Here is a 17,313-nt window from a genome sequence, read left to right as displayed (position 1 = left end):
CGCAGTGCAGTATCGAAGCCGGGAGGTGGGCCGGAGGATGGACCGGGAGAGAGAGCGCGTGCGGACCAGGGGCGTCGGGAGCACCGCGTACGACTGCGACGTGCTGGTGATCGGCGGCGGGATCGTCGGCCTGTCCACGGCGTACGCGCTCACGCGTGCCGCGCCGGGCACCCGGGTCACGGTCCTGGAGAAGGAGCCGGGCCCCGCCCGCCACCAGACGGGCCGCAACAGCGGCGTCATCCACAGCGGCGTCTACTACCGCCCGGGCTCACTGAAGGCGCGCTACGCGGTCCGGGGCGCCGCCGAGATGGTGAAGTTCTGCGCCGAGTACGGCATCGACCACGCCGTCACCGGCAAGCTGATCGTCGCCACCGACCGCGCCGAGCTGCCCCGCCTGCACGCCCTGGTCCAGCGCGGCCGGGAGAACGGTATACCGGTGCGCGAGCTGGGCGGCGCCCAGATCCAGGAGTACGAGCCGGAGGTGCGCGGCCTGGCCGCCATACACGTCGGCACCACCGGCGTCTGCGACTACGGCGCCGTGGCCCGGCAGCTCGCCCACGCGTCCGGCGCGGAGATCCGCTACGGCGCCGAGGTGCACCGCGTCGACCGGCGCCCCGGCCTCGGCGTCGCCGTCCGCACCCGCGCCGGGGACGTGCTCCGCGCCCGGGCCATGGTCAACTGCGGCGGGCTGCACTGCGACGGGATCGCCCGGCTGACCGGCGACGACCCCGGCATGCGGATCGTGCCCTTCCGGGGCGAGTACTACGAGCTGGCGCGGCCCGAGCTGGTGCGGGGCCTGGTGTATCCGGTGCCGGACCCGGCGTTCCCGTTCCTCGGGGTGCACCTGACCCGCGGCATCGACGGCGGCGTCCACGTCGGGCCGAACGCGGTGCCGGCGCTGGCCCGCGAGGGGTACGGCTGGGGCGTGGTGCGCCCCCGGGAGCTGGCCGCGACGCTGGCCTGGCCGGGTTCCTGGCACATCGCCCGGCGGCACTGGCGGTACGGCGCGGGCGAACTGCGCCGGTCCCTGTCCAGGAGCGCCTTCACGGCGGCGGTCCGCAGACTGCTGCCGGCGGTGACGGAGGCCGACCTCGTCCCCGCACCGGCCGGGGTGCGGGCGCAGGCGGTGCTGGCGGACGGCACGCTGGTGGACGACTTCCTGATCAAGGAGGGCGCCCACGCGGTGCACGTCCTGAACGCACCCTCGCCCGCCGCGACCGCGTCCCTGCCCATCGGCCGGGAGGTGGCGCGCCGGGCGCTGTCGATGCTGGAGGCGGGCTAGGCGGGCCAGGGGGCATCAGCCCCTTCGCGTCACCGCCCCGGCGCGCCGCTGCCCTGGTACGAACCGAGGCCCTCGATCAGCGCCACGAGGGCCGGGTCCCCCGCAAAGCGCTCGGCGTGGATCTGCCGGATGAGTTCGCCCGTGCACGGGTCCCCGTCGTCGATCAGGTCGTACGAGACCATGTTCCGCACCAGCGGCAGCCCGATCTCGTCGACCTGCCGGTGCAGCGGGGCGTGCATGTACGCCCGGTAGGCCTCGATGTCCTCGACCGCGAACACCGCTCCGTAGTCGAAGTCACCGCCCACGTCCCGCCCGACCGCCCCATACGCGACGGCGTCGATCTCACGCCCCATCCTGCGGAGCATCTCGAGCGCCTCGTCGACCTTGTCCCGGGGTGCGTCGGGGCGCATGGCAAGACGGATGTGGTGGTGAATCACGGCAACTCTCCCTCGTGACGCAATGAGCGCTTCGCTCTATCGCTAAGGTTATAGACTCTAACTAGGCTGACATGACATCGCAACCGCGTGCGGAGACTAAAATCGACGCATTGTGTCTGACACCCACCACACCCCCGAGGCCGGAGCCGCTCCCGCGACCTCGGCCGGGAGTTCTCAGCCCCCCGCCCGCGCCAAGGGTGAGCCCCGTTTCCCCAACGGGCCGAAGGCCGATCCCGCCGGGTCGCACTTCGAGCGGCGGATCCGCAGCTTCCAGCCCCGGCGGAGCCGGGTGACCACCGGGCAGGCGGACGCGCTGCAGCGGCTGTGGTCCCGGTGGGGGCTGGACATCGACGGACAGCGGGTGATCGACCTTCCCGAGCTGTTCGGCAACGCCCGCCCCGTCGTCCTGGAGATCGGCTTCGGCATGGGCGAGGCCACCGCCGAGATGGCCGCCGCCGACCCGGAGACCAACATCCTCGCCGTCGACGTCCACACCCCGGGCCAGGGCAACCTGCTCGCTCTCGCGGAGCGGAAGGACCTGTCCCACATCCGGGTGGGCAACGGCGACGCGATCATCCTCCTGCGCGAGATGCTCGCCCCCGGCTCCCTCGCCGGGCTGCGCGTCTACTTCCCCGACCCCTGGCCGAAGAAGCGCCACCACAAGCGGCGGCTGATCCAGCCGGAGTTCCTGACCCTGGCCGCGACGCGGCTGGCACCGGGGGCCGTGGTGCACTGCGCCACCGACTGGGAGCCGTACGCCGAGCAGATGCTCGACGTCCTCACCGCGCACCCCGACTTCGAGAACACCGTGCCCGGCGGCGGATTCGCGCCGCGTCCCGGGCACCGGCCGCTGACCCGTTTCGAGGGGCAGGGGCTGGACAAGGGTCATGTGGTGAACGACCTGCTCTTCCGTCGCGTACCGCACAAGGAGCTGCCCCCCACCGGTTAGGGTCCATGCCGTGGCCACCTGTCCCCCGTGTCCGATCCGTCCGCACCGGCATACGCACTGGTGGCAGCGCCCCTGGGTCCGTTACGGCGCGCTGATCACCCTGCTCGCGCTCTCCGGCCTGGTAATCCTGGCCCTGGTGCGCGAACAGACCGGGACGCGCGGTTTCCTCGTGGGGCTCGGCCTGGCCGTCCTGCCCGTCCCGCTGCTCGTGGCGGCGTTCCGCTGGCTGGACCGGGTCGACCCCGGCCCCTGGCGGAACCTGGTGTTCTGCTTCGCCTGGGGCGCCTGTGCGGCGGCGCTGATAGCGATCGTCGCCAACAGCTTCGCCACCCGCTGGATAGCGACCGCCACCGCCGACCCGGCGAGCGCGGACACCCTGGGCGCGACGGTCATAGCCCCGGTCGTCGAGGAGTCCGCCAAGGCCGCCGCCGTCCTCCTGGTCTTCCTCTTCCGCAGGCGGGACTTCAACGGCATCGTCGACGGCGTGGTCGTCGCCGGGATCACGGCCACCGGTTTCGCCTTCACCGAGAACATCCTCTACCTGGGCAACGCCTTCGGCACCGACCAGCTCACCGGCGACCGCGGCATCGCCTCCGTCACCGCGGCGACCTTCTTCGTCCGCGTCGTGATGTCGCCCTTCGCGCATCCCCTGTTCACCGTGCTCACCGGCATCGGCTTCGGCATCGCCGCGCTCTCCCCGGGCCGGCACCACCTGCGCCGGTCCCTGCTCCCCCTGGCCGGGCTGCTGCTCGCGATGGGCATGCACGCCCTGTGGAACGGCTCGGCCGCGTTCGGCGACTACGGCTTCTTCGCCGTGTACGCCGCGTTCATGGTCCCCGCCTTCGGCCTGCTGACCTGGCTGGTCGTCTGGTCCCGGCAGCGGGAACTGCGCACCGTGCGCGCCGAGCTGCCCGCGTACGTCGCCGCCGGATGGCTGACGCCGGCCGAGCCGTACGCGCTCGGCTCGATGCGGGCCCGCCGGATCGCCCGGCGGTACGCCCGCCGCCACGCCGGGAAGGAGGGGGCGCGGGCGGTGGCGCGGTACGAGGCCTGCGCGACCTCGGTGGCCTTCCTGCGGCAGCGCGGGCGCCGGGGCAGGGCGGGCGCCGGCTTCACCGTGCGGGAGCGGGAACTGCTGGACGCCCTGTGGCACCTGCGGGACGTGGCCCGCCCGGCACTGGAGCACGCGGCCCGGGCCACCGCACCGCCCGCACCGCGGCCGGTACCGCCGTGGGCGTACGGGCACGGGTACGGGTACGGCTACGGGCATGTGACGTACGGGCCGTACTTCCAGCCGCCGCACGGCCCGTACGCGCCCCGCCACCCGCAGGCGACGTACGCGCCCCACCCGCGGTACGCGCCGTACGCGCCGTGTCCACCACCGCGCCCGCACCCCCACCGGCCCTAGGCCGGCCCGGCCCGTCCGCTCAGGCGGAGGCCCGCGTGAGCCGTGCGACCTCGTCCGCCGTCAGGTCCAGTTCGGCCACGCCCAGCAGCGCCGGCAGCTGCTCCACCGTGCGCGCGGAGGCGATCGGCGCCGCCACCGTCGGCTGGGCGGCCAGCCAGGCCAGGGCGACCGTGGCGACGGGTGCGTCGTGGGCCTCGGCGATCTCGTCCAGGGCGGCCAGCACCCGGCGCCCGCGCCCGGTCTCCAGGTGCCGCGCCGCACCGCCCGCCCGCGGGCTGTCCACGGCGGTGCCGGGCCGGTACTTGCCGGTGAGGAACCCGGACGCCAGGGCGTAGTACGGCACCGCGGCGAGACCGGCCCGCTCGGCGAGGTCGCGCAGCTCGCCCTCGTAGGTGTCGCGGGAGACCAGGTTGTAGTGCGGCTGGAGTGCCACGTACCGGGCCAGTCCCTCGCGGTCGGAGAACTCCAGGGACGCCGCGAGCCGCTCGGCGGAGATGTTGGAGGCGGCGATGTACCGCACCTTGCCCGCCCTCACCAGCTCGTCGAGGGCGCCGACGATCTCCTCGACCGGCACCTCGGGCTTGTCGAAGTGCGTGTAGTAGAGGTCGATGTGGTCGGTGCCCAGGCGGCGCAGCGAGGCGTCGGCCGCGGCCTTGATGTTCGCGGCGGACAGACCCGGGTACTCGGGGTGCTGGCTGACCTTGGTGGCGAGGACGACGTCGTCACGGTTGCCGCGGGCCGCGAGCCACGCGCCGAGGACGGTCTCGGACTCGCCGCCGCTGTTGCCGTCGACCCAGGCGGAGTAGGAGTCGGCGGTGTCGATGAAGTTGCCGCCCGCCGCCGTGTAGGCGTCGAGGACGGCGAAGGAGCCGGCCCGGTCGGCGGTCCAGCCGAAGACGTTGCCGCCGAGGGCCAGGGGGAAGACCTCGAGGTCGGAGGAGCCGAGCTTGCGCGCAGAAGTCATGCAGGGGTCAACGACCGTAGCGGAGCGGAGCATTCCGGAAGGCGCGCAAAGATCCCGCAAACCGGCAGCCCTGACGTCGGGGGGTTGGCCGTCAGGACCGCCGGGGTTCAGCGGGGCGCCTCAGGAGTGGGTCAGGGGGTGAGGCCCTTGCTCTGCAGCCAGGCCATCGGGTCGATGCCCGAGCCGTCGGTGGTGTGGACCTCCAGGTGGAGGTGGGCACCGGTGACGTTGCCGGTGGCCCCGACGCGGCCGATGACGTCACCGGTGGTGACCTTCTGGCCGACGCTGACGTTGATGGACGACTGGTGCGCGTACCAGAGCTCGGTGCCGTCGTCGAGGGTGAGCACGGTCTTGTAGCCGTACGACCCGTCCCAGCCGGCCGACGTGATGGTGCCGCTGTGCACCGCCTTGAGCAGGGTGCCCGTGGGGGCGGCGAAGTCGAGGCCGGTGTGGTGACCGGAGGCCCACAGGGAGCCCGCCTGGTTGAAGGTGGAGGAGATCGTGTACGAGGAGGTCGGCAGCGTGAACTGCTTGGCCAGCTTCGCGAGCCGCTCGGCCTCGGCCTTCTTCGCGGCCTCCTCCTCCGCCTTCTTCTTGGCGGCGGCGGCCTTCTCCTCGGCCTCCTCGGCGGCCTTCGCCGCCGCTTCCGCGGCCTTCTTCTCGGCGGCGGCCTGGGCTTCGGCGGCGGCCTTGGTCTCGACCTGGGCCTGCTGCTGCTCGGCCTGCGCCATGATCCGGGCCCGCAGCGACTCACCGGCGCCGGTGGCGTCCGTGCTCGGCGAGGTGTCCGCGGCGACGGCCTGGGTGATGCCGCTGAGCGGGGTGGCGGAGCCCTCGGACTCCGGCTCCTCCTCGCCGCCGGGCATCAGCGAGCCGACGTTCGGCAGGTCGGGCAGGGAGATGGAGACCGGCGGCTTGCCGGTCTGCGCGCTGGCCATGCCGCCCGCGCCGACGGCGGCAATGACACCGACGCCGAGGACGGTGGAGCTGCGGGCGAGTCCGCCGCGCTGCTTGGCGACGCGGTGCCGGCCGCGCACGGGGCGGATGGACTCCGCGGTGGGGTTCCACTCCTCCCAGGGACCCTCTTCGGCGCGGGGGGCGTCGTAGCCGAAGGTGTCGGTGCCGTGCCCGGTGGGCACGAACGGGGCCTCGGGGGCAGGCCGGTTGGACGCCACGTGGGCGTACTCCTTTCCTTCCTTCCGCCTACCGGGTTAGCTGACGGGTTCGGAGCAGGAAGGTCTCCTACGGGTGCCTGCCGACCGTGTTTCCACGGCGCCATACGCCCGATTCACCCCAATGTGGTGGTTCCCCGGTTCCCTTGCGGGATTCGGCGCGTGCGCACGGAGCCGCCTTCTGTGACGGCTGGGACGACCGCGCTGCGTTATCGAACGTTAATAGACGCGGGGCTCGGATTCCAAGCCGTTCCGCTTGATCATTAACGGAAACGGCCGGTACATACCCCTCATGGCCGGTGAAAACCGGTCGAGTTGACCGCCCCTCAGTATTCCTCTTCACGCCACTTTGTTCTGACGGTGTGTCAGTTGTTATGCGGAGGGGGGTCATGCTGTCACGGCTCGTGACAATGATCATGGTCCCCGCGCCGGGGCCGCCGTACGGCGAGCAGCGCCATGTCGTCCGCCATGCCGCCCCCCGAGTGCCGGCGCACGTCCTCGGCGAGGGCGTCGAGCAGCGCCGCCGGGTCCCGGAAGGCGCGGCCCGCCAGCCGCGCCTGCGGATCGTAGAACTCGCCCGCGGCGTCCCGGGCTTCGGTCAGCCCGTCGGTGTAGAGCAGCAGGGTGGCCCCACTGGGGAAGTCGGCCTCCTCCGCCCGGTCGGGCCACACCCCCAGCTCGCCCATGCCGAGCGGCAGGGCCGACTCGCGGGCGGGCAGCGGGCCGACGCTGCCGTCGGCGTGGAGCATCAGGGGCGGCGGGTGGCCGCGGTTGACGATGCGTACGGTCCCGTCGCCGTGCGGGAGTTCGACGAGGATCGCGGTGGTGAAACCCTCGAAGGCGTCCAGTCCGTCCCGCCGGGTGCCCTCGCGCGCCAGGGCCCGCTCCAGGCGCTGCGCCACCGCCTCCAGCGTCGCCTCCTGCTCGGCGGCCTCCCGGAAGGCGCCGATCACGACGGCGACGGCGGCCACCGCGCCCATGCCCTTGCCCCGCACGTCGCCGACGATGAGCCGGACGCCGCGGGCGCTGTCCTGCACCGCGTACAGGTCGCCGCCGATGAAGGCGTCGGCCTGCGCGGCCTCGTAGCAGACGGCGATCTCGAAACCGGCGATGCGCTCGGCGGGTTCGGGCAGCACGGCGCGCTGGGCGGCCTCGGCGATCTCGCGGACGGAGACGAGGCGCGCACCGGTGCGCCGGACGAAGCCGTTCACGAAGACGGCGAGCACGGCGACCGTCGCGATGGTGATCAGTTCGGTGAGGGAGTCCACGTAGTGGATGACGCCCTTGGCGAGCTGCAGCCCGATGACCGCGACGACGACGGTGACGCCCGTGAGCACCGTGCCGCGCCGCGAGTAGACCGGCGCGGCGATCAGGGGCGCGGCCGCGTAGAGGGGGCCGGCGGTGAAGTACCTCGGGGTGAGGACGTCGTACAGGACGGCGACGACGATCAGCAGCACGGGAAGCGCGAGCACGAGGGCCCGCCGGTACCCGGTCCGGCGGCGCGGCGGCGCGGCGGCGGGCGACTCGTCGTCGCCGAGGCCGGGATCGGGCGCGGGGTCGCCGGGGAGCCGGCCGCCGGCTCTGGCGACCGCTCCCTCGTCGTCCACGTCACCTGGCCGCACCACTCGTCTCCCGCCACCCCGCACGTCCGCGTGCCACTTGCCGTCCAGGAGTCCAGATTTCCGGCAGCGGGGGCGGGCGGCGAGCGGTGGGGGGCCGACCGGATGACGGACACGCCCGGGAGGGGAATGCACCGAGGGCCGGAACCCTTTCGGATTCCGGCCCTCGGCCTTCAGTAGCGGGGACAGGATTTGAACCTGCGACCTCTGGGTTATGAGCCCAGCGAGCTACCGAGCTGCTCCACCCCGCGTCGTTGTGTGCACCACTGTACGTCATCCAGGGACCGGAATGCACATCGGTGCCCCCGCGGGGGTCTCCTACCGCTCCAGATGCCGGTTCGGCGCCTTGGCCCGGGCCTCGAACGCGGGCAGCACGACGACGTCGGCGCCCCCGGCGGCGAGCACCCCGCTGCCGTCCGGTCCCGTCACGAAGGTGTCCGGCTCCCGCCAGGCCGTGACGACGCGGCGCACCCCGGCGTCGAGGATCAGCCGGGCACAGGGCGCGGGCCGGGAGGCCCGGCGGGCACAGGGCTCGAGACTGCTGTACACGGTGGCGCGGGCGAGCCGGGGGTCGTCCGGCGCGATCTTCGCGAGCGCGGCCTCCTCCGCGTGCACGACCGCGTCGCCCCCCTCCCGCGAATGCCCCCGCGCCAGCTCGCTCCCGTCGGCGGCGACCACGACCGCCCCCACGCTGAAGGCGGTGTCCGACGGCGGGCACAGCTCGGCCAGCTCACAGGCGAGCCCCAGCCAGTGCCGGTCGGCGGCGGCCACGCGCCCGCCGGTGCCGGGTGCGGTGGGCCGGTACCGCATCAGCACGACGTCCTCGATCCGCCGGGACTCCACCAGCCGCAGCCGCCCGCTCTGGTAGGCGCCGGGCCCGAACAGCCGGGGCGCGGCCGGGTCCCCGACCAGGAGCGGGGCGAGGACGAGCTGCAGTTCGTCGGCCAGCTCCTGCTGGAGCAGCTGGGTGTGCACGCTCCCGCCCCCCTCGACCATGAGCCGCCGCACGCCCCGCCGGTCGTGCAGGTGCTCCAGTGCGGCGTGCCAGTCCAGCGCCGGCCCCAGGGACACGACGTCGGCACCGATCCCGAGCGCGCGGGCCCGCCGGGCACCGTCGTCCGTGGTCAGCAGCACCTTCTCCCCGCCCGTGTGCCAGAACCGCGCCGCCGGGTCCAGCTCGCCGCTCCCGCTGACGGCGACCTTGAGCGGGTACTCCGCCTCCCCGGCCGCGACCCGCGCCGCCCGCCGCTCGGCCGAGTTCACCAGCAGCCGCGGATTGTCCGCCCGGATCGTCCCGGCCCCGACCAGGATCGCGTCCACCCGGGCCCGCACCTCGTCGACCCGCTCGAAGTCGGCGGGGCTGGACAGCAGGAGCCGTTCGGGCCCGCTGTCGTCCAGACAGCCGTCGAGGGAGACGGCGGCGGAGAGGAGGACGTGGGGGAGGGGCATGGGCGGCACTCCGGTGGGGCGGTGGGCGGGCTGGGCGAGGGGCGCCGCCATTGTCGGTCATGGCCGCCGCGCCGGCGGTCCCGCCGCCGGTCACCGGCCCGGTCGCCGGTGCGCCGTTCACCGCCGGGACCGGACGGTCCCCGGTGCGCCGTTTCACCGCCGGGACCAGACGGTCCCCGGTGCGCCGTTCACGACGGGGACGGGACGGCCCGGCTGACAGAAGCGGCACCGGGGTACCCGGCGCCCCATGAGCACCGAACCCGCGCCGCTGCTCGCCCTGGATCTGACCGGCACCTTCGCGTTCGGGCTGAACGGGGCGCTGGCCGCGGTGCGGGCGGCGCGGCTGGACGTGGTCGGAGTGGTGGTGCTGGGGATGATCACCGCGTTGGGCGGCGGGTTCATCCGGGACGTGCTCATCGACTCCCTGCCGCCCGCCACCCTGCTCGACTGGCGCTACTACACGCTCGCCGCCGTCGGCGGTCTCATCGCCTTCGCGGTCAGCAGGCACCTGCGCCGGCTGGAACCGGCGATCACCGTGCTCGACGCGGTCGGCCTGAGCACCTTCGCGGTGATCGGCGCGAGCAAGGCGCTGCACGCCGGGCTGACCGTCGTACCCGCGATGCTGCTGGGCGTGATCACCGCGGTCGGCGGAGGGACGATCCGCGACACGCTCGTCGGCCGGATCCCGACGGTGCTGCGGACCGGCCTGTACGCCATCCCCGCCCTGGCGGGCGCCGCGGTGACCGTCGCGACCACCGAGACGGGGCTGTACGGCCTCCCGGCGGCGCTCGGAGCGGCGGCGGTCTGCTTCCTGATCCGGATGCTCGGTCTCCACTTCGGCCTCAACGCACCGGAACCACCCGAGACGCGCCCGTCCGGTGGCCGAACCCGGCGCCGTCCGTAGCCTCGATCCCATGGAGGAACCCGATGAGTGACACCGCGCGGACCGTCCTGGCCGGACTCGGCGCCGTCCGTTCCGGCCTGGAGGACCTCTACCGGGACCTGCACCGCCACCCCGAGCTGGGCCTGCGGGAGCACCGTACGGCGAAGAAGGCGGCTGACGCCCTGCGGGAGAGCGGTTACGAGGTGACCGAGGGCATCGGCGGCACCGGCGTGATCGGGGTGCTCGCCAACGGGGACGGCCCGGTCGTCATGGCCCGCGCCGACATGGACGCGCTCCCGGTGCGGGAGCGGACCGGCCTGCCGTACGCCTCCACCGAGACGGTGACCGACGGGGACGGCGGGGAGCAGCCGGTGATGCACGCCTGCGGCCACGACGTGCACGTGACCAGCCTCGTCGGGTGCGCGCGGCTGCTGGCCGGGCACCGGGACGCCTGGCGGGGCACCTTCGTCGCGCTCTTCCAGCCCTCCGAGGAGAACGGCGCGGGCGCCGAGGCGATGATCGAGGACGGCCTCACCGACCGGTCGCCCCGGCCCGACGTCGTCCTCGCCCAGCACGTCCTGCCGTACCCGGCCGGTTACGTCGGCACCCGTGCGGGCTCCTTCCTCTCCGCCGCGGACAGCCTCCGCGTCACCCTGCACGGCCGGGGCGCGCACGGTTCGGCGCCCCAGGCGTCGGTCGACCCGGTGGTGCTCGCGGCGTCCGTCGTCCTGCGCCTGCAGACCGTGGTCTCGCGGGAACTGGCCGCCACCACCCCGGCCGTCGTCACCGTGGGCAGCATCCACGCGGGCAGCGGCCCCAACGTCATCCCCGACCGGGCCGTCCTGGAGCTCAACGTCCGCACGTACGACGACGCCACCCGCACCCGGGTCCTGGACGCGATCAAGCGCATCGTCCGCGCCGAGTGCGAGGCGTCCCGCTCACCCGAGGAACCCGAGTTCGAACGGCTCTCGTCCTTCCCGCCCACCGTCAACGACGAGGAGCCGACCCGGCGCGTCGCGCAGGCGTTCGGCGCGTACTTCGGCGACGACGCCCACACCGTCGAACTGCAGACCGCCAGCGAGGACATGAGCGAGATCCCGCAGGCCTTCGGGGTGCCGTTCACGTACTGGGCCATCGGCGGCACCGACCCGGACCGCTACGCGGAGGCCGCCCGCAAGGGCACCGTCGCGCAGGACGTCCCGGTCAACCACAGCGCCTCCTTCGCCCCGGTCGTCCAGCCGACCCTGGACACGGGCGTGAGCGCCATGACGGTCGCCGCCCTGGCCTGGCTCGGCGAGCGGGCCGGATAGGCGTTCCCCGCGGCCCGGACGCGCCTTGACTCTCCACCGGCTGGAGACCGCAGAGTGGGCCCCATGAACGGCGCGACGCCCCCGCACTCGATCGGTGACCTGTCGGCCCGTACCGGAGTCCCCGTACGGACCGTCCGGTTCTACTCGGACACCGGACTGCTGCCGCCCACGGACCGCACCCCGGCCGGGTACCGGCGGTACGACGACGCGGCCCTGGACCGGCTCCACCTCATCGGCGTCCTGCGGGAGCTGGACGTCGACCTCGCCACGGTCCGCCACGTCCTGGACGGAGACCTCTCCGTCGCCGAGGTCGCCGCCGCGCACGCCGACGCCACCGCCCTCCGCATCCGCGCGCTGCGCCTGCGCCACGGCCTGCTGCGGCTCGTCGCCCGGCGCCGCCCGAACCCCGAGGAGACCGTGTTCATGCACCGGCTCACCCGCCTCGCCTGCGACGAACAACGGCGTATGGTGACCGACTTCGTCGACGCTCTCGGCGCCGGCGCGCCACGGGCCCGCGACGCCGCCGCCGCCCTGCGCACCGCCCTGCCCGACCTCCCCGACGAACCGTCCGACGCCCAGCTCGCCGCCTGGGTGGAACTGGCCGAGCTGATGGCCGACGAGGACTTCCGCGCACGCATGGCGGACGCGGCGCTCCCGCCCGCCGACGAGGACGTGCTGCCGGGTGTGGACCCGCGGGTGGCGGCTGAGCTCGTCCTGTTCGCCAGGCGGACCGTCGCCGCGGCGAGGGAGGCCGGCATCGATCCGGAGTCCGCGGACGCCGCCCCGGCCGTCGACGCGGTGGTGGAGCGCTTCGCCGCCGCGCTCGGCCGTCCCGACGGGCCCCGGTTGCGGGAGTGGATGTGCCGGCGGTTCGAGAAGGGCCACGACCCGCTCGCCGAGCGGTACTGGCGGCTGGTGTGGACCGTGAACGACTGGCGGGTCGTCCCCGGTCACCTGCCCTTCCAGCCCTGGATGGTCCGGGCCCTCCGCCGGCCCGTCCGGGCCAGCACCGGTCGCCGTTGACCCACGCGAACAGGCGGGCGCGCCGAGTGGAGGAGCAGAAGGGGCCGTCCGCGCCGGAGGTGCCCTACGCTCCGTCGCCGTGCCGCAGTTCGTGGCGCGGTTCGCCCGGGCCGTACGCGCCGTCCCGGCGGCCGTCGGACCGCACCGGCTGACCGAGCCACCACCCGGCCAGGAACACGGCGTACAGGGCGGCGAGGACACCCACGCGGCGCGGGGACATCCGGGCGGGCATCCGGGTCTGCCTCCAGTCGCCCTCGAACCACGCACGGAGACGGGGCCGTTCGCCCGGGTCGTCCGGGCAGGTCACGGAGTGGACGGTGGCCGTGAGGGTCAGCGTGTGATCGACGACGCGGGCCGGGGCGAGGTCCGCGAACGCCCCCGTTCATCGGCCGGGGCGCACCTTCCTGACGCGCCATCAGGACAAGTGCCGCCCGATCCGGGCCGCACCGGAGCGCCTGGGCCGACCGAAGCCGGCCCCGACGCTCCCTGGCAGGTCAAAGGGCTGCAGCCCCGCCTGCGCCTGGTAGGCCCTGTGGGACTCGAACCCACAACCAATGGATTAAAAGTCCACTGCTCTGCCAATTGAGCTAAGGGCCCAGGGGCGCTGTCGCGCGGTGTCGCGTGATGGTGCCACACCGAGCATAGCCCGCCGCGGCCGGGACGCCGATCGGGTATCGGGGTCACGGCCGCGTCGCGGGCGCACGGGCACCGCGGGGTTACGGGTCCGCCGGCTCGGGGGCGTTCGCGTGGGCGGCGGCGCGGGCCCGGGTGCGTGCGTGGTCGGGGTTGAGGAACCAGTGCCGTGCCGAGACCAGCCACCAGGTGGCGGCGAAGCCCAGGACGACCAGGACGGCGATCGGCGCGTAGTTGAAGGTCTCCCAGGTGACCGGGGACACCTGCGGCAGCATGAACAGGACCGTGATGACGCCGACCCACGCCACCGCGACCACGCCCACCGGCTGCGACCAGCGGCCCAGGTGCCAGGGCCCGCGTTCGAAGGCGGCGCCCTTGCGCACGCGCAGGAGCGTCGGGATGACGTACGCGATGTAGAGGCCGATGACCGCGATGGACGTCACCGCGGCGTACGCCGTGACGTTGATCAGGTACGGGAGGCCGAGGACCAGCGCGGCCAGGGCCGCCAGCCAGACCGCCGCGACCGGCGTGCGCGTGCGCGGGTTCACCGAGTGCCAGACGTGGGAGTACGGCAGCGCGCCGTCCCTCGAGAAGGCGTAGATCATGCGGCTGTTGGCCGTCACCGACGCCATTCCGCAGAAGAGCTGGGCCCCGATGACGACCAGGAGCAGGAGGGTGCCCGCCGTCTCACCCAGCGCGTCCAGGAGGATCTGGGCGGGCGGCGCGCCGGTCGGGGACGTCAGGGCACCCTCGTAGGACTGGATGGCGAAGGTGAAGCCCAGGAGGAGGACGAAACCGGCGATCCAGGACGTCCAGATGGAGCGGACGATGCCCTTCGGACCGGCCGTGGACGCGTCGTGGGTCTCCTCGGTCATGTGGGCGGAGGCGTCGTAGCCGGTGAAGGTGTACTGGGCCATCAGGAGGCCGATGAGGACGACGTACACCCCGCTGCCCCAGCCCGTGTTGTTCACGAACTCGCCGAAGACGAAGGACGCCGACCGGTGGTGGTCCGGCGCGAAGGTCAGCGCGCCGACGATCACCGCGACGCCCAGGACGTGCCACCACACGCTCACGCTGTTCAGCAGGCCGACGATGCGGACGCCGAAGGTGTTGAGCAGGCCGTGCAGGACCAGGATCGCGGCGAAGAGCAGGATCGTGCGGCCCGGCGTCACCTCGAAGTCGAACTGCAGGTTCAGATACGCGCCGAGGAAGGACGCCGCGCCGAAGTCGATGCCGGCGGTGACCGCGACCTGGCCCAGCACGTTGAACCAGCCCGTGAACCAGGCCCAGGCCGCCGCCGTACGCGGGGGCGCCAGGCGGTGCGCCCAGAAGTACAGGCCCGCCGAGGTCGGGTACGCCGAGCAGATCTCGGCCATCGCCAGGCCGACGAAGAGGGTCATCAGGCCGACGGCGACCCAGCCCCACGTGATGACGGCGGGGCCGCCCGTGTTCATGCCGAAGAGGTAGAGGGTCAGGCAGCCCGACAGGACCGAGATGATCGTGAAGGAGACCGCGTAGTTGGAGAACGCCGACATGCGGCGGGCCAGAACCTGGGTGTAGCCGAGCTGGGCCAGCCGTTCCTCGTCCGACAGCCCACTCGCCTTGGCGTCATCTGTCATGCCCCCAGCAATTCCCTCGCGGAGAGCGTGACATGCGTCACTCCGCGCCCGGCAAGCGGAACGCCGCGGCCCCCACCCGTCGGGGCAGGGGCCGCGGCGTTCCGCTTGCGGACGCTCAGGCGTCAGCCGTTGCGCTTCCAGCGCGGCTTGTCCTCGCGGCGGCCGAAGGACGAACCGCGGTGGTCGTCACGGCGGCCGTACGGGCGGTCGTGGCCGCCGGAACGGAAGCCGGGACGGTCGCCCTGGCGGTCGCGGTTGAACGGACGGTCGCTGCCGCGGTGTCCGCCGCGGTCGTCACGGCGGTCGTCGCGACGGAAGCCGCCCCGGTCACCCCGGTCGTCACGGCGGAAGCCACCACGGTCGCCCCGGTCGTCACGGCGGTCGAAGGAACGCCCGCCGCGGTCGTCGCGGTCACGACGCTCGAAGGAACGGCCCCCGCGGTCGTCACGACGGTCGTCCCGGCGGAAGCCGCCCCGGTCACCCCGGTCGTCACGCCGGAAGCCACCACGGTCGCCCCGGTCGTCACGGCGGTCGAACGAGCGGCCGCCCCGGTCGTCGCGACGGTCGAAGGAACGCCCGCCCCGGTCGTCACGGTCACGACGCTCGAAGGAACGGCCACCGCGGTCGTCACGACGGTCGTCCCGGCGGAAACCGCCCCGGTCACCCCGGTCGTCACGCCGGAAGCCACCACGGTCGCCCCGGTCGTCACGGTCGGCGAAGCGGTCGCGGCCGTGGCCGCCCGTGCGCTCCGTCCTCTCCGCCTTCTCCACGTCCCGCGCGCCGGCCTGCTCGGGCAGCGAGACCGCGGCCTCGGACGCGGTGGCGGCCACCTCGGCCAGGACCGTCTCCGGGTCCTCGCCGCGCTCCCGCGCGACCTTGGCGACCAGGCGGTCCGCCTCCTCGCGCAGCTCGGTGGCGCGGCGCTGGGCCCGCTCCAGCTCCTTGGTGAGCTGGCCGACCTCGCGCTCGGCCTGCTGCGCCGCGTTGCCCGCCGACTCGGCCTGGACCTCGGTCATCGACCGGGCGCCGGTGATCTCGGCGACCTCGGGGTCGAAGGCCGCGCCGCCCTGGATGATGTGGCGCGTGGCGTCGACGCCCGCGTCCTCCATCAGCCGGAAGATCTGGCGGCGCTGGTGCGGCAGGGAGAGCGAGACGACCGTGCCGGTGCGGCCCGCGCGTGCCGTACGGCCGGCACGGTGCAGGTAGTCCTTGTGGTCGCCGGCCGGGTCCACGTTCAGGACGAGGTCGATGCCGTCGACGTGGATGCCGCGGGCGGCGACGTCGGTGGCGACCAGGACGTTGACGTAGCCGTCCTTGAAGTCGGCCAGCGTGCGGGTGCGCGCGCCCTGCGTCATGCCGCCGTGCAGCGCGTCCGCCTTGGCGCCGGCGTCGCGGAGCTGCTCGGCGACGCGGTCGGCGCCGAGCTGGGTGCGGACGAAGATGATGGTGCGGCCCTTGCGGGAGGCGATGGCCGCGGTGACCGGCGCCTTGTCCTTGGGCTTCACGACCAGGATGTGGTGCGACATGGTCGTCACGGCGCCCTGGGCGGCGTCGACCTCGTGGCTGACCGGGTTCTTCAGGTACCGGTCGACCAGGGTCTTGATCTCGTTCTCCATGGTGGCGGAGAAGAGCATCCGCTGACCGCCGGCCGGGACCTGGTCGAGCAGCTCGGTGACCTCGGGCAGGAAGCCCAGGTCGGACATCTGGTCGGCCTCGTCGAGGACCGCGATCTCCACGTTCTCCAGGGAGCAGGCGCCGCGGTTGATGATGTCGCGCAGGCGGCCCGGGGTGGCGACCAGGATGTCGACGCCCTTCTCCAGGGCGTAGATCTGGTTGCCCATGGAGGTGCCGCCGCAGACGACCTTCATCCGCAGGCCCACGACGTCGCCGTACGGCTGGAGCGCGTCGGCGACCTGCATGGCCAGCTCGCGGGTCGGGGTGAGGATGACGGCGCGGGGCTTGTGCTTCTCGGTGCGGCCGCCGGCCAGCGTGGCCAGGGTCGGCAGACCGAAGGAGAGGGTCTTGCCGGAGCCGGTGCGGCCGCGGCCGAGGATGTCCTTGCCGGCCAGGGCGTCCGGGATGGTCGCGGCCTGGATCGGGAAGGGGGTGGTCACGCCGTTCTGCGCGAGCTTGCGGACGACGCCCTCGGGCAGCCCGAGGTCGGAGAAGGTCGGCTCGGGAGCCTCGGCGGCCTCCGGTGACTCGGCGGTCGCGGGGGCGTCCGCGGCCTCGACGACGGCCTCCGGCGCGTCCTCGACGCCCTCGGCGTTCTCGGGCACGACGGCGTGATCAGTACTGATGATGGACATGCGAATGCGAAACCTTCCGGAGTCTCTCGTCGGCACGCGCCCGTCAACTCCGTGAATCGCGATTCGCAATACGACCGCCTCGATGCGGTCCACCACGGCAAGGGGAGAGTACGCGCCACACGGCGCGCTCTGCGGTGGCGCCGGGCAAATGGGATCAAACGATCTACCACCATACGCACCCTCCACCCCCGAAGGCAAACCGGCAGCGTATCCGCGGCCCGCGCCCAGCTCGGCGGCCCGTCGGCGGGCGCGGGCC

Annotated in this window: 14 protein-coding genes, 2 tRNA genes and 1 riboswitch; of the genes, 6 read left to right on the top strand and 10 right to left on the bottom strand. The window is 73.5% G+C overall.

The window, feature by feature from the left end; translation table 11 throughout:
• Nucleotides 1-37: 37 nt before the first annotated feature.
• Entirely contained in the window at nt 38-1,282 is a 1,245-nt protein-coding gene (gene lhgD, locus Sdi02f_RS19990) for an L-2-hydroxyglutarate dehydrogenase (protein ID WP_051783732.1), read from the top strand.
• A 29-nt stretch (nt 1,283-1,311) separates the two neighbouring features.
• Here the strand turns inward: lhgD and Sdi02f_RS19985 are convergent, their stop codons facing one another.
• Nucleotides 1,312-1,719, bottom strand: coding sequence for a Dabb family protein (locus tag Sdi02f_RS19985; RefSeq protein ID WP_030404823.1), 408 nt, complete (start codon nt 1,717-1,719; stop codon nt 1,312-1,314).
• Nucleotides 1,720-1,831: 112 nt separating this feature from the next.
• Here Sdi02f_RS19985 and trmB point away from each other — a divergent pair, with 112 nt between their 5' ends.
• Entirely contained in the window at nt 1,832-2,668 is an 837-nt protein-coding gene (gene trmB, locus Sdi02f_RS19980; protein ID WP_108933752.1) for a tRNA (guanosine(46)-N7)-methyltransferase TrmB, read from the top strand.
• 10 nt (nt 2,669-2,678) lie between these two features.
• A complete protein-coding gene (locus Sdi02f_RS19975) occupies nt 2,679-4,076 on the top strand; it encodes a PrsW family intramembrane metalloprotease (RefSeq protein ID WP_108933751.1) in 1,398 nt (465 codons plus the stop codon).
• Between the two features lie 19 nt (nt 4,077-4,095).
• Here the strand turns inward: Sdi02f_RS19975 and Sdi02f_RS19970 are convergent, their stop codons facing one another.
• The 5 genes from Sdi02f_RS19970 to Sdi02f_RS19950 form a co-directional block, all read right to left on the bottom strand.
• A complete protein-coding gene (locus Sdi02f_RS19970; protein ID WP_030404826.1) occupies nt 4,096-5,040 on the bottom strand; it encodes an aldo/keto reductase in 945 nt (314 codons plus the stop codon).
• A gap of 131 nt (nt 5,041-5,171) precedes the next feature.
• Nucleotides 5,172-6,215: a M23 family metallopeptidase gene (locus Sdi02f_RS19965; RefSeq protein ID WP_030404827.1), complete on the bottom strand. Its 1,044-nt coding sequence runs from the start codon at nt 6,213-6,215 to the stop codon at nt 5,172-5,174.
• A gap of 10 nt (nt 6,216-6,225) precedes the next feature.
• Nucleotides 6,226-6,383: riboswitch (cyclic di-AMP (ydaO/yuaA leader) on the bottom strand.
• 224 nt (nt 6,384-6,607) lie between these two features.
• Nucleotides 6,608-7,819 carry a PP2C family protein-serine/threonine phosphatase gene (locus tag Sdi02f_RS19960; protein WP_053639324.1) on the bottom strand — a complete coding sequence of 404 codons (1,212 nt, stop codon included), beginning with the start codon at nt 7,817-7,819 and terminating at the stop codon, nt 6,608-6,610.
• Between the two features lie 189 nt (nt 7,820-8,008).
• Nucleotides 8,009-8,082 (bottom strand) — tRNA-Met (locus Sdi02f_RS19955).
• Between the two features lie 67 nt (nt 8,083-8,149).
• Nucleotides 8,150-9,280 carry a dihydrofolate reductase family protein gene (locus tag Sdi02f_RS19950; protein ID WP_108933750.1) on the bottom strand — a complete coding sequence of 377 codons (1,131 nt, stop codon included), beginning with the start codon at nt 9,278-9,280 and terminating at the stop codon, nt 8,150-8,152.
• Nucleotides 9,281-9,527: 247 nt separating this feature from the next.
• Between Sdi02f_RS19950 and Sdi02f_RS19945 the strand changes: the two genes are divergently transcribed.
• From Sdi02f_RS19945 to Sdi02f_RS19935, 3 genes are all read left to right on the top strand, one after another.
• The gene (locus Sdi02f_RS19945; RefSeq protein WP_108933749.1) at nt 9,528-10,184 is read left to right on the top strand and encodes a trimeric intracellular cation channel family protein; all 657 of its coding nucleotides are present in this window, start codon (nt 9,528-9,530) and stop codon (nt 10,182-10,184) included.
• Between the two features lie 23 nt (nt 10,185-10,207).
• Nucleotides 10,208-11,473: a M20 family metallopeptidase gene (locus tag Sdi02f_RS19940; protein WP_030404831.1), complete on the top strand. Its 1,266-nt coding sequence runs from the start codon at nt 10,208-10,210 to the stop codon at nt 11,471-11,473.
• Between the two features lie 63 nt (nt 11,474-11,536).
• Complete coding sequence (locus Sdi02f_RS19935) at nt 11,537-12,496, top strand: MerR family transcriptional regulator (protein ID WP_030404832.1); 960 nt, start codon at nt 11,537-11,539, stop codon at nt 12,494-12,496.
• 64 nt (nt 12,497-12,560) lie between these two features.
• Here Sdi02f_RS19935 and Sdi02f_RS19930 read toward each other — a convergent pair whose 3' ends face one another.
• The 4 genes from Sdi02f_RS19930 to Sdi02f_RS19915 all read right to left on the bottom strand — a co-directional run bounded on the left by Sdi02f_RS19930 (nt 12,561) and on the right by Sdi02f_RS19915 (nt 17,057).
• A complete protein-coding gene (locus Sdi02f_RS19930; protein WP_051783734.1) occupies nt 12,561-12,803 on the bottom strand; it encodes a hypothetical protein in 243 nt (80 codons plus the stop codon).
• A 214-nt stretch (nt 12,804-13,017) separates the two neighbouring features.
• Nucleotides 13,018-13,093 (bottom strand) — tRNA-Lys (locus Sdi02f_RS19925).
• Nucleotides 13,094-13,212: 119 nt separating this feature from the next.
• On the bottom strand, nt 13,213-14,748 hold the full coding sequence (locus Sdi02f_RS19920) for an amino acid permease (RefSeq protein ID WP_030404833.1): 1,536 nt from the start codon (nt 14,746-14,748) through the stop codon (nt 13,213-13,215).
• 122 nt (nt 14,749-14,870) lie between these two features.
• On the bottom strand, nt 14,871-17,057 hold the full coding sequence (locus tag Sdi02f_RS19915; protein WP_167458205.1) for a DEAD/DEAH box helicase: 2,187 nt from the start codon (nt 17,055-17,057) through the stop codon (nt 14,871-14,873).
• Between the last annotated feature and the right edge of the window lie 256 nt (nt 17,058-17,313).

The sequence above is a fragment of the Streptomyces ardesiacus genome (genome assembly GCF_003112575.1).
Lineage (GTDB): Bacteria > Actinomycetota > Actinomycetes > Streptomycetales > Streptomycetaceae > Streptomyces > Streptomyces ardesiacus.
The sequence above is the reverse complement of the archived record's forward strand: the minus strand, read 5'-3'. Positions and strand labels throughout refer to the sequence as shown.

Coding starts and splice junctions, on each gene's coding strand:
- Sdi02f_RS19950 (WP_108933750.1), bottom strand. CDS start 9,280: ATGCCCCTCCCCCACGTCCTCCTCTCCGCCGCCGTCTCCCTCGACGGC.
- Sdi02f_RS19940 (WP_030404831.1), top strand. CDS start 10,208: ATGAGTGACACCGCGCGGACCGTCCTGGCCGGACTCGGCGCCGTCCGT.
- Sdi02f_RS19970 (WP_030404826.1), bottom strand. CDS start 5,040: ATGACTTCTGCGCGCAAGCTCGGCTCCTCCGACCTCGAGGTCTTCCCC.
- Sdi02f_RS19945 (WP_108933749.1), top strand. CDS start 9,528: ATGAGCACCGAACCCGCGCCGCTGCTCGCCCTGGATCTGACCGGCACC.
- Sdi02f_RS19920 (WP_030404833.1), bottom strand. CDS start 14,748: ATGACAGATGACGCCAAGGCGAGTGGGCTGTCGGACGAGGAACGGCTG.
- Sdi02f_RS19915 (WP_167458205.1), bottom strand. CDS start 17,057: ATGTCCATCATCAGTACTGATCACGCCGTCGTGCCCGAGAACGCCGAG.
- lhgD (WP_051783732.1), top strand. CDS start 38: ATGGACCGGGAGAGAGAGCGCGTGCGGACCAGGGGCGTCGGGAGCACC.
- Sdi02f_RS19935 (WP_030404832.1), top strand. CDS start 11,537: ATGAACGGCGCGACGCCCCCGCACTCGATCGGTGACCTGTCGGCCCGT.